This window comes from Shewanella sp. HL-SH4 (assembly GCF_051164845.1).
GTDB lineage: Bacteria > Pseudomonadota > Gammaproteobacteria > Enterobacterales > Shewanellaceae > Shewanella > Shewanella glacialimarina.
Map to the genome: position 1 here is coordinate 2,274,253 of NZ_CP195037.1, position 12,323 is coordinate 2,286,575.

The window sequence follows — 12,323 nt, forward strand, 5'->3', positions numbered from 1 at the left end:
CATGAATGTAAAGTTTTCAATATTAACCGCTGCAGTTTTGTCTGGGCTCTTTAACGGTCAATCTTTTGCTGATCAAATGGAAATTATCACCATTGAGCATATTGATAATTACGCTGTTGCTTCTGCTTCAGACAAGGCATTAGCCGCCAAAATTGATGTAAGCGATTTATTTAAGGTGTTACCCGGGGCATCTATTAATGGTAATGGCCCGTTAACGGGAATTGTGCAATACCGGGGTTTGTCTGGGGACAGAGTTAATACTCAAATTAATGGCGCTAAGCTGGCAGGAGCAGGTCCTAATGCTATGGATACGCCTTTAAGTTATGCCAGCTTGATTATGACTGAACGGGTAGATCTATATCGAGGTATCGCGCCTGTTGCTAGCGGTATTGATACCTTGGGCGGCACAGTTAACGTTGTAGAGTCTAGCGCCGAGTTTGATGTGGTGAATGGTAAAGCTGCCGGCCAGTATCAAGATAATGGGCAACGTGGTTACTTAGGGGCAAAAGCTAATTTGGCGAATAAAGACCATGCTTTATTGGTTTATGCTGATGCATTAAATGGCAATGAAGATGTTAAAACAGCTAGCGGCAAGCGTATTCACCCCACTGATTATAAAAAACAAATGTTGGGTGGCCAATACAAGTTTAATTTAAGTGACTCTGCCAGCCAGGACGCGTTTATTGGTGTGGGTTATCAACATCTTGAAACAACCGATGCGGGCACGCCAGCATTACCCATGGATATTGATTTTATTCGCACAGATCGTGTTAATGTTGAAGGTTTACAGCAATTAGCCGACTGGCAACTTGATTGGCACTTAGCCTATTCCGATGCGCGCCATGGGATGGACAATTTTAGTCAACGTAAGTTAATGCCAACCATGGGCGCGCGTTATAACAATGCTGATTCGACAAGTTTTGATGGTGCAGTAGCATTAAGTAAAGATAATTGGCAGCTAGGTGTGGATGTACAAATGGCCAACCATGACTCTGTGATTACTAATCCTACCCAGGCTATGTTCAGTGTCGATAACTTTAATGATGTAGAAGATAATCGCTACAGTGCTTTTGCCCAGTGGGACCAGAAAATCAACCATTGGCAAGTTAGCCTTGGTGCGCGTGTTAAACAATATCAAGCGAATGCGGGTGACGTACATCATTCAATGGCAGCCAATATGCCCGCTATTAATATGCTGATGACGCAGTTTAATCAAGCCGATAAAAGCCAATCGCAAACCGGCTTTGATGCTGTGGTGGATGCAAGATATGAAGTCAATAATGAGCTGTCTTGGATTGTAGGGCTGGCTCGCAAGCAATCTAGCGCCTCTTATCAGCAACGGTATTTGTGGGTACCTATGCAGTCTACCGGTGGTTTAGCTGATGGTAAAACCTACGTAGGACAAATCGATTTAGACCTTGAAACCGCTTATCAAATTGAACTGGGTAGTGAGTATCGCTGTGAAGGTTTATCTATTCTTCCGCGTATTTTTTACCATAGTATTGATGATTATATACAAGGTGTAAGCGCAACCAGTTCTACAGTGATAATGGCAGGAGCTATGGTGGGTGATAATCAGCCTATGCAGTTTGCCAATGTCGATGCAGATTTAATGGGAATGGATATCAACGCTGCGTATGCGTTTAACTCACTTTTTTCAATCGATATGGTAGCCAGTTATGTTGCGGGTGAACGTCGCGATATTGACGATAATTTATATCGTATTGCCCCAGCCAATATTAATGTCGGATTAAACTACGAATCACATTCCTGGTTTGCAAGATTAGAAACCTTAGCGGTAGCGGCACAAAATAAAGTGTCCCAAAGCCAATTAGAACAGCGCACGTCAGGTTATGCGGTGGTGAATATGCTAATGGGATATGAAGCTCAGTCTTGGTTAATAAAAGCCGGCGTCAATAATGTTTTTGATATTGAATATCAAGACCATTTGGCGGGATATAACCGGGTTATGGCAAGTGAAATTTCACCGGGTGAGCGTATGCCTGGGCTGGGTATGCAAGCATGGTTAGCGGGGGAATATCGCTTTTAATACTTAATCATTTCACTCGTTTGGTTGAGTACCACACTTTGTCGATGACGACCCACTTTCGCATCTCTGCCAAGAATGAAAGTGGGTATTTTTTTACTGCTTTTATTGGGCTTTAACCTAACTTACTGAGTTACAGGTTTTTTTAACAGTTTTCGCTGTAATGTGCGCCTATGCATGCCTAATTGTCTTGCTGTTTGCGACACATTACCATTATTAGCGTTCAGCACTTGTTGAATGTGTTCCCACTCTAAACGTTTGGGGTTAATGGGTTGGTCCACTATGGGATTTTGGTCAATTTCATACTGTTGTTTAGCAAGGGCTTTTAATAATGTTTGGGTGTCTACCGGTTTAGATAAATAGTTGTCAGCGCCTAAACGGATCGCTTCTACTGCGGTGGCAATACTGGCATACCCGGTAAGAAACACGATCGTCGATTTAGGTAATAACTGGCGTAAAGGATTGACTAAGTTAAGGCTATTGCTGTGCTCAAGTTTCATGTCGAGCAGAATATGGCTAGGTAAATGTAGCCTCGCCAATAACAAGCCTTGGCTAGCGTCATGGGCTACGACGCATTCAAAGCCGTGCTGTGTCATACGCCGATGAAGAATGTTAGCCAGCGTTGTGTCATCTTCAATAATCAGCAATTTATGCATAGGTTTCTGCCTGCAACAAATCTGGCGTTATCGCTAAACTTGGTGCTATGGGTAAGCGTACCTGTGCCAATGTGCCGCCCTGTGGATGATGGTGCAAGGTTAAACTTCCGCCCAGTTTTTCTAAGCTTGCGTGACTGAGTAATAAAGCCACCCCCATTCCTTTTGCGTCGCGAATGATGTTTTGCCCTATTTGGGCTATCAAGTCGGCGGAAATTCCTGCGCCGAAATCGCGAATGTTTAAGTGACACTGTTGGTTGTCGATTAACACTGATAGCTCGACTTGGTAATCAGCGTTATTTTCTTTGCTGGCTCTGGCTGCATTATCAATTAATGACATTAAAGCGGGTAACAGGCTGGTATCCATATTGATTATCGCATTTGTGTCGATATTCACTTTAGTGGTTAAGGTCACTTCAGGCATTAATAACAATACTTGTTGGGTTAATATTTCTAATAGTGAAGTTAGGGCAATATGGGATTGTTGATTGTCTCGTATTGACTGAGTTGCGGTGCGTAAATCCGTTAAGGTTAATTCACAGCGGCCTAAAGCATGTTCAATATCGGGCAGAATATGGAACATGGACTCACCTTCGTGCAGTTCATCGACTAATAAGCGCAAACTGGCTAATGGTGTGGCAAGTTGGTGAGCCATTTGTGCCGACGCAGTACCTAGTGCTAATAACTTTTCTTGGCGTAATTGAGCCTCTCGTAAAATGCCCAGTTCTGCTTCTTTTTGTCGAATTTTACGGGCGATAAAGGCAATGCTGGTGGTCACAATTAATGCTGATATTAAAAAGTTAAACCACATGCCCAAAAAGTGTGAACGCATATCCATTGTATGATCGCCCATATCGTGTTCTGGCATAACAAAAATCATCAAGCTGTAACTGGCGGTAGAGAGTAATGTTAATACCCAGGGCGCCCATTGAGGTAATGCCACAGCAGCTACGGCAATGGGTAATAATAACAATGAGATAAAGGCGTTGGTTGCGCCGCCAGTAAGGTATAACCAGGCGGCCAGTAATAGTGAGTCTATTATGAGTGATGCAAATATCAATAAGGTATTATGCAGGTAATATTTTTTGAAAAAGAAGCTTAAACCAACATAAATAGCTTCCACTGTGATCAACAGATAAATCATGCTCGGCGGCGACGATAAGCCAAACAAATCAGCGGCAAAAAAGGTTAACCCTATTTTGAGCAGTAAGTATACTAATCTGAGGTGGGTGTGATGGCTATTGCTCAGCCAGCTTTGTCGTTGAGGTGTTGGCAAAAATACAATCCTTTTAAGCCTAGTGATAAAAATGCACTCACTTATTGGGCAGATAAAAACGTTTTTAACTCGAACAAAATTCAACCAGCAAAGATCAACAGACCTAATAGATAAATATGCTGGGTGCGTCTCACATCATAATATTATTTTACGGTTTAATGAACTTATACCAATTTCATAAGCGTTACTTAAGTTTCGGTTATCACAATAATTAAAAATTATCGCTCACTGATATTTAATCATCAGTTTTTAGGCTTATTTATATTACTTCGAGGTTAATTATGAAAACATCACATGAGTTTCCGCTGGTTCACCGATTAATCCATTGGGGCTTAGCTTTTGCTATGCTGGTGATGTTGCTGACAATATTTTTGCGCTTGGGTTGGATGGAAAAAAATCATATGGCGGCGATTATTCAGCAGGGCTTAGCCAAAATTTCAGTGACTATTGATAGTAAGCAAGCGGTGAGTATTGCCAAGATGATCCGCGGTGAAATGTTCCAGTGGCATATTTACTTTGGGTATGCCGTTGGGGTGTTCTTATCGGCACGCTTTATTTATATGGCAAAATGTGGCTTGCATTATTTATCGCCCTTTAATCCGTTGGCAAGCATGCAACAAAAAATGCAAGCATGGGTTTATTGGTTATTTTATCTTGGGGTGAGCGCTTCGATGATAACGGGTTTATTACTTAAATTTGGCCCTGAGTCGATTGAAGAATTAGCCGAAACTGTGCATAAATTAGCCTTGTGGTACTTCATCCCGTTTATTGTGCTTCACTTAGCCGGTATTGTGTTTGCTGAAGCTGGACATGACAAAGGCATAGTATCGAAAATGATTGGGGGTAAGTCTTAAGTTTATTATTAGCCTAGCCTAACGGTTTACTTTAATGGTTAGGCTAAGCGAATTTATGACAAGACTAAATCACATTCCTGTATATTACTGATTAGTTGTTCAATTTCGCGAATGGGCATAGGTTTACTGAACAGATAACCTTGAAAATGAGAGCATCCTATATCGAGCAAATAGCGTTTTTGTTCGATGGTTTCAACCCCTTCTGCAATGACTGAAAATCCTAAGCTGTCAGCCATGGAGATGATGGTTTTCACAATTGATTGGTCGCTTTGATCGGTTAATAAGTCATCAACAAATGACCTATCAATTTTTAATTGTGACAAGGGTAGCTTCTTTAAATACTGTAAAGATGAGTAACCTGTACCGAAGTCGTCTAATGAAAACAGGATCCCCAGTCTGCCTAAGGCATTCATTTGAATGATGGTATTGTCGATATCATCGAGTAATAGTGACTCGGTTAATTCCATCTTTAGTTTAGTCACATCAATGTCGTAATGGTTAATCATTTTAATTACAGTATCGACAAAGTTTTTTTGACGGAATTGCTTGGAACTGACATTCACGGCAATGGTTAAATGCTTAGTATCACATTGTTGTTGCCATTGTTTTAGCTGTGCACAAGCGGTTTCTAATACCCATTGGCCTATTGGTAAAATTAATCCAGATTCTTCGGCGTAGGGAATAAATTCTACGGGGCCAACAATGCCTTTAGTTGGATGTTGCCAGCGTATTAATGCTTCTACACCCACAGGTTGCTGATTTTGGTTTACTTGTAGTTGATAGAAAAGTTTGAATTGGTGTTGTGTTACCGCCTGGTGCAGTTCAGCTTCTAATGCTGCACGCTTACTAATTGCTTCTTGCATTTTGGGGTCAAAAAAACGCACTGTATTTCTACCCGCTAGCTTAGCTTGGTACATGGCAATGTCAGCTTGCTTCATCACTTCTGAAGTGGTGGTTAAGTGATCCTTAAACAACACCACACCAATGCTGGTAGTGCAATTATAGTGAATGTCGTTGAGCTGAAATACGTCATTCATTCTGGTCAAAATAGTGGTGCAAATAGTGGTTGTTTTTGATGCCGCAATAATATCTTCTTCATCAAGCCCTTCTAATATAATGACAAATTCATCACCGCCTATTCTGGCCAGGGTATCTTCTTTTCGTATGCAGTCACTTAATCTGGTAGCAATTAATGTGAGCAATAGATCACCTACATCATGACCGTGGGTGTCATTAAGCATTTTAAAATGGTCGATGTCTAAAAACAGTACTGCATTATTTTTATGGAGTCGTTTATTGGAAATAATCACTCGATTTAATCTATCCAGTAATAGGCGCCGATTGGGTAGTTCAGTCAGTGGGTCGTAAAAGGCTAACTGTTGAATTTTTTGTTCATTATTTTTACGTATAGTCATGTCATTGATAGTGATAACGTAATTTGTAATACATTGATTCTCATTGCGGACTGCATCGATAAATAAATAAGCTGGAAAGGTAGAGCCATTTTTATGGTTATGCCATATCTCACCCTCCCAATTATCGGTTTCAACAACCTTATTCCAAATCTCATTATGAAAATTGTCATCGTACAGCGCAGCATTAAATAAGTTAGGTTGCTTGCCTATTAGCTCTTCTTCTGGATAGCCAGTAATCGTGCTAAAGGCCTTGTTTACTTGTAAAATTGCTCGATTAGTATCGGTAATGAAAATTCCTTCATTCGACTCGAATACCTTGGCCGCTAAACGAAGTTTTTGTTCCAACTGTTTACGCTCAGTAATATCAGATATGCCTGTGATGTAACCGACCACTTGCTGTTGTTGATCAAACTCGGGGACGTACTGAACTAATAATTCCTGTGTAAACAAGCATAAGTCATAGGTCACAGAAACTCCTGACAGCACCTTATCAATATGTTGACTAATTTCTTGGTAAATTATTTCCCCAAAGATGCTTTTCACCGGCTGACCCACAATGTCATCAGGCTTTAGGCCAAACAAGGCTGCATAAGATTGTGTCGCATAAATAAACTCTTGCTGTTTGTTGCATCTGGCAATATAAAAAGGCGAATTGTCATTAATAAATTGCAATTGTTGCTGCTGCTCGATCAGCTTTATCTCTGCGTTTTTAAATGCGGTAATGTCTTGGGAAAACCCCGATATTGTATGTGATTTACCATCAGGACTTGCGATACGTTTACCACGGCATTCTATCCATCGAGTTGTTCCATCACAGGGGCGAGTAATAGGGTATTGAATGTGATGTTCGATGCCCGTGTTATAACAGGACGTTATTGACTCAATTAAAGTGTGATGATATTTAACGGGGATCAACTGACAAAGCATTGCTAAACAAGGTTGTTGATCTTTTGATAACCCAAATAAGCTATACATTTGATCAGACCACTGCAACGGTGATTGTAAATCGACTAAATCCCAGTAGCCAACCTGAGCATAGTACATTGCTTCTTCAAAGCGTTTTTCGCTATTAACCAACTGTTGCTGAATGTCATGGTTCAGTCTTGTTTTACGCATCAGGTGCAAGGTGTTAGTTGATAAATTAGCATAGCTGGACAAAATCACATTGATAAGGCGTCGAGTTGACCCCTGCATTTGCTGTTGTGAATGGGCTTTAGCCTCTTTTAAAGGTACTCCCTGTTGCAGCATCATGACTAGGATTGCCATGTAGCGATCACTTTCTAAAATATGGGATGCTAACCATTGGGTGAGGAAAGATATCATTTGCTCGAGTAAAGCATCAGATGGCGTTGTAGTGAGTTGAGTTTGCAGGGTAATGACCTGCTGAACAAAATCATCATGGCCTAATTTGTGGTTTGTACTGAGTTGATGATTGGGCAAGTATTGATGCCAGATATCTTCTTCAGTTTTAAAGTGGTAAACAGTGTAATTAATTAGCTCTTGGAATACGGCATTCATATCTATCACTGAGGTACCAAATACCGCCTGATTCGCCAGGCGATTTAAAATGATGACTAATTTTTTATGCTGTTCATCGATTTTTGCTAATCCTGTGCAAAAATTTTCATTCCATGGAAAAATATCTATCGATTCAGTCACTATGCCACCAATTAAATTCTGGTATCTCTAAGTAATCAGTATAGTTGTACATTTTACACTTGTGGATGAATTTTAATTTTCCTGACAATTGTTGTGATCAATTTCTACGGTTTCGTAAAGTAAAAATCATGTTCAATATCTAATTTTATGCGGTTTGTGGTATGGTGAGGCAATTTTAAAATTTAAGCCTATAAACATCTGCTATGCATAATATTGCCCAAATAATTGCCCAAGAATTGAATGTTCGCCAACAACAGGTCGACGCCACTATTGCCTTGCTTAATGATGGTGCAACAGTGCCCTTTATTGCTCGTTACCGTAAAGAAGCTACCGGCGGATTAGATGATACTCAGTTACGGCAGCTTTACTCCCGTTTAGGGTATCTAACCGAGATGAGCGATCGACGTCAGGTGATTTTGTCTAGCATCAACGCACAGGGTAAGTTAACCCCAGCGTTAAAGTACGCAATCGATGAAGCCGACAGTAAGACCCGTCTTGAAGATTTATATTTGCCGTACAAACCTAAGCGCCGCACTAAAGGGCAAATAGCCATTGAAGCTGGCATAGAGCCGTTGGTCGATATATTGCTTGCCGATCGCAGCGCAGATGCTGACGCTAAAGCCGTCGAATTTATTAACTCTGAAGCCGGTTTTGCAGATGCGAAAGCCGTGTTGGATGGCGCACGTTTTATTTTGATGGAACGCTTTGCCGAAGATGCTGATCTGGTCCTTAAAATTCGTAACCATTTAGCCCAACAGGCTGTGTTTGAAAGCAAAGTGGTTAAAGGCAAAGAAAAAGAAGGCGCTAAGTTCCGCGATTACTTTGAACAAAGTGAAAGAATCACTAAAGTGCCATCACATCGCGCCTTAGCTATGCTTCGTGGCCGCAATGAAGGTATTTTAAGTTTAAGCATGAATGCCGACCCTGATACTGAAGCCAAACAAGGCAGTTACTGTGAAGTAATTATTGCCGACCATTTCAAGCTTAAACTCACCGATTCAAGTGTCGATCAATGGTTAAAAACCGTTGTTACCTCGACGTGGCGCATTAAAATTGCGTTACAAATGGAAACTGAATTTATTACTAAAATGCGTGAAAGCGCCGAAGAAGAAGCGATTAAAGTCTTTGCCCGCAACTTGGGTGATTTGCTTATGGCTTCGCCTGCGGGCGCAAAAGCGACTATGGGGCTAGACCCTGGTATTCGTACCGGTGTGAAGGTTGCTATTGTTGATAACACCGGCAAGTTAGTTGCCCATACAACGGTTTTCCCGCATGCGCCACAAAATCTGTGGGACAAATCAATAAAGACATTATCCAATCTGGTTGGTATGCATAAAGTGGACATTATCGCGATAGGTAATGGCACTGGCTCGCGTGAAACCGACAAGCTGGCAGGTGAGTTAATTGCGGCGGTAAAAGAAAGCCGTCCTACTCTAACTAAAGTTATGGTCAGTGAAGCGGGTGCTTCTATTTACTCGGCTTCCGAATTCGCCGCCAATGAATTTCCAGATTTAGATGTGTCTATTCGGGGCGCAGTGTCAATTGCGCGTCGTTTACAAGACCCATTAGCCGAGCTAGTTAAAATTGAACCTAAAGCCATTGGTGTAGGGCAATATCAACATGATGTTAGCCAAAGTCAGTTATCGCAATCGCTTGAAGCTGTGGTTGAAGACTGTGTGAACAGTGTGGGTGTTGATTTAAACATGGCCTCTGCGCCGTTATTGGCACAAGTGGCTGGGCTGAATAAAACCTTAGCGAAAAACGTGGTTGATTACCGTGATGAGCATGGCCAATTCACTAACCGTAAGCAATTATTGAAAGTGGCGCGTTTGGGGCCGAAAGCTTATGAGCAAGCCGCAGGATTTTTACGCATTCGCAATGGTGATAATCCACTTGATGGTTCAGCTGTGCATCCTGAAGCGTATTCAATTGTTGAGTCTATTGCCGCCGCGTCGAAGCATGATGTTGCCCAATTGATTGGTAATGGCGAGTTATTAAAAGGCGTGAAAGCTGAGCTGTTTGTCACTGAATCATTTGGTTTACCGACCATTACCGATATTTTGGCTGAGTTAGATAAACCCGGGCGAGATCCGCGTGGTGAGTTTAAAACCGCTAATTTTAAAGATGGCGTAGAAGAGCTTAAAGATCTTAAGGTTGAGATGATCCTTGAAGGCGTGGTGACCAATGTGACTAACTTTGGTGCCTTTGTTGATGTGGGTGTTCATCAGGATGGCTTAGTGCATATTTCTTCATTAACTGACAAGTTTGTTAGCGATCCGCATACCATAGTGAAAGCGGGTGACGTGGTTAAAGTTAAAGTGATGGAAGTGGATATTGAGCGTCGCCGAGTCAGCTTAAGCATGCGCCTTGATGAAATACCGCAACCGGCTAATACAGACGGCAAGCCACAATTTACGGGTCAGCCTGGCAAGGGTAAACCTGCTCATAATAAAGGCCAAAAACCTGCGCATGCTGGTAGAAATGTTACACCGCCAAAAGCTAAAGCGCCGGCTAATGCCGCTATGGGTAATGCGTTTGCGGATGCATTGGCTAAAATGAAAAAGTAATTTTACTGCAATATTTTACCTAAAAAGCGCTTATTTTTAAGCGCTTTTTTGTTTTTGTGCCTGTTATAAACTGAAGTTTCACTGGGCAAGTGAACATTCAGTATCTCTTAAGCGCTTCTTAAGTTTGGTTGTGGATGATGTATTTAGGTAATTAAGAATATTAAATAATAATAGGTAAAGCATGTCGACACTTTCTAAACTATTTTTACGTATTGGCTCTCCTCAATTACATGTCACTAGCGTTATTATTCTATTGTCAGTTTATTTTGCTGTTGTGTTAAATTACCCAATTAATCAACGTATTTATGAATTATCAACAGAAGGCCATCTGCTGTTTAAGCTGTCTCCTGCTGTGCTGTTAACCGGGCTATTCCTAATTATTTTCAGCATGCTTTCTATTTCCATTAAGTATGTTTTTAAGCCTTTTGTGACATTGTTATTAGTGTCGTCAGCCACGACCATGTTCGCTATGTTGTTTTATAACGTCATGTTTGACTATGGCATGATTGAAAATATTTTTGAGACTAATACTGGTGAGGCTTGGTCTTATGTGAGTTTACCCTCGGTGTTATTTGTCAGCACTTTGGGTATTTTTCCATCATTATTATTGTTACGAACTCGGGTTATTCGGGCCGACAGTATCTTAAAAGGTGTCTTGCAACGTATTGGATTAGTTGTTATTGGCTTAGCACTTGTTGGTGTTGTAGCGTTATTTTTTTACAAAGATTACGCTTCTGTAGGGCGTAATAATCATTACTTAAATAAAATGATTAACCCAGCACATATTTTTAATACCGTTAAGTACATCAATAATACCTATTTAACAGAGCCATTAGTTTACAAGGCGCGTGGCACAGATGCCCACTTAGATGCCAAGAAAAACCAAAAGCCAACCCTATTTGTCCTGGTAGTAGGCGAAACAGCTAGGGCGGAAAATATGGCTTATTATGGCTACTCTCGAAACACAAATCCTTTTACTCAGTCGCTGGATATGATCAGTGTTGCTAATGTATCTTCATGTGGCACGGCAACCGCGCATTCATTACCTTGTATGATGTCTGATATGAATCGGGATAATTTTAAGCGAAATCAGGCTAATGCCCAAGATAATGTGTTAGAGGTATTACAGCAAGCGGGCATTGAAGTGACTTGGTTTGAAAGTGATGGTGGTGACAAAGAGGTTGCTAGTCGCATTACTAAGAAAGAGGTCGCCATAAGTGATAATAATCCGCTTTGCGATGGTCTAACCTGTTTTGATGCGGTTTTAGTTGAACAACTGTCAGCTCATATCAAAGCAAGCGCGGTAAATGACCTAGGGTCTACTTTGCAAAATCAATTTATTGCTTTGCACACTATTGGTAGCCATGGCCCGACATATTGGAAGCGTTACCCGAAAGAGATGGAGGTGTTTACGCCCGCTTGTAATCGCAGTGATATTGAAAACTGTACCGATGAAGAAATCGTTAATGTGTATGACAATACGATACATTACACCGATTATATTTTGTCTCAGGTTGTTAGTGTATTAAAGCAGTATGAGTCTGAATATCAGGTTGCCATGTTGTATGTCTCTGATCACGGTGAGTCATTAGGTGAAAATGGTCTTTATCTGCATGGTACACCTTACGCGATAGCCCCAAGCCAACAAACTCATGTGCCTTGGCTGATGTGGTTGCCTGAAAGCTATACAGAAGCAAAAATGCTTGACCGGAAATGCATTGTTGAACAGGCCAGTAAAGGTGAACACTCACATGCCAATCTTTTTCATACCTTGTTGGGTTTATATGGCGTAGAGACCCATTTAAAAAATAGCCAACTTGATATTAGCCATGGCTGTAAAGTGATTTAAGCA

The 12,323-nt window shown here is 41.1% G+C and carries 7 protein-coding genes; 4 read left to right on the top strand and 3 right to left on the bottom strand.

What is annotated here, in order from left to right:
- Position 1 precedes the first annotated feature (1 nt).
- Positions 2 to 2,050, top strand: coding sequence for a TonB-dependent receptor plug domain-containing protein (locus ACRWQL_RS10960; RefSeq protein WP_434949944.1), 2,049 nt, complete (start codon positions 2 to 4; stop codon positions 2,048 to 2,050).
- A gap of 122 nt (positions 2,051 to 2,172) precedes the next feature.
- Here the strand turns inward: ACRWQL_RS10960 and ACRWQL_RS10965 are convergent, their stop codons facing one another.
- Together ACRWQL_RS10965 and ACRWQL_RS10970 are read right to left on the bottom strand one after the other, a co-directional pair.
- Positions 2,173 to 2,703, bottom strand: a complete 531-nt coding sequence (locus tag ACRWQL_RS10965) for a response regulator transcription factor (RefSeq protein WP_434949946.1) — start codon at positions 2,701 to 2,703, stop codon at positions 2,173 to 2,175.
- Positions 2,696 to 3,976 (bottom strand): sensor histidine kinase, encoded by a 1,281-nt coding sequence (locus tag ACRWQL_RS10970; protein ID WP_434949948.1) that lies wholly within the window; start codon positions 3,974 to 3,976, stop codon positions 2,696 to 2,698. Before ACRWQL_RS10970 ends, ACRWQL_RS10965 begins: the two co-directional genes overlap by 8 nt.
- A 281-nt stretch (positions 3,977 to 4,257) precedes the next feature.
- Here ACRWQL_RS10970 and ACRWQL_RS10975 point away from each other — a divergent pair, with 281 nt between their 5' ends.
- Positions 4,258 to 4,830: a cytochrome b/b6 domain-containing protein gene (locus ACRWQL_RS10975; protein WP_434930947.1), complete on the top strand. Its 573-nt coding sequence runs from the start codon at positions 4,258 to 4,260 to the stop codon at positions 4,828 to 4,830.
- Between the two features lie 53 nt (positions 4,831 to 4,883).
- Here the strand turns inward: ACRWQL_RS10975 and ACRWQL_RS10980 are convergent, their stop codons facing one another.
- Positions 4,884 to 7,904, bottom strand: coding sequence for a bacteriohemerythrin (locus ACRWQL_RS10980; protein WP_434949950.1), 3,021 nt, complete (start codon positions 7,902 to 7,904; stop codon positions 4,884 to 4,886).
- A gap of 203 nt (positions 7,905 to 8,107) precedes the next feature.
- Between ACRWQL_RS10980 and ACRWQL_RS10985 the strand changes: the two genes are divergently transcribed.
- Together ACRWQL_RS10985 and ACRWQL_RS10990 are read left to right on the top strand one after the other, a co-directional pair.
- Positions 8,108 to 10,471 carry a Tex family protein gene (locus ACRWQL_RS10985; protein WP_434949952.1) on the top strand — a complete coding sequence of 788 codons (2,364 nt, stop codon included), beginning with the start codon at positions 8,108 to 8,110 and terminating at the stop codon, positions 10,469 to 10,471.
- Between the two features lie 181 nt (positions 10,472 to 10,652).
- Positions 10,653 to 12,320 (top strand): phosphoethanolamine transferase, encoded by a 1,668-nt coding sequence (locus ACRWQL_RS10990; protein ID WP_434949954.1) that lies wholly within the window; start codon positions 10,653 to 10,655, stop codon positions 12,318 to 12,320.
- Positions 12,321 to 12,323: the final 3 nt, after the last annotated feature.

What these genes read in the sequence shown, in the direction of transcription:
- ACRWQL_RS10990 (WP_434949954.1), top strand. Translation starts at nt 10,653, where the DNA reads ATGTCGACACTTTCTAAACTATTTTTACGTATTGGCTCTCCTCAATTA.
- ACRWQL_RS10960 (WP_434949944.1), top strand. Translation starts at nt 2, where the DNA reads ATGAATGTAAAGTTTTCAATATTAACCGCTGCAGTTTTGTCTGGGCTC.
- ACRWQL_RS10965 (WP_434949946.1), bottom strand. Translation starts at nt 2,703, where the DNA reads ATGCATAAATTGCTGATTATTGAAGATGACACAACGCTGGCTAACATT.
- ACRWQL_RS10975 (WP_434930947.1), top strand. Translation starts at nt 4,258, where the DNA reads ATGAAAACATCACATGAGTTTCCGCTGGTTCACCGATTAATCCATTGG.
- ACRWQL_RS10985 (WP_434949952.1), top strand. Translation starts at nt 8,108, where the DNA reads ATGCATAATATTGCCCAAATAATTGCCCAAGAATTGAATGTTCGCCAA.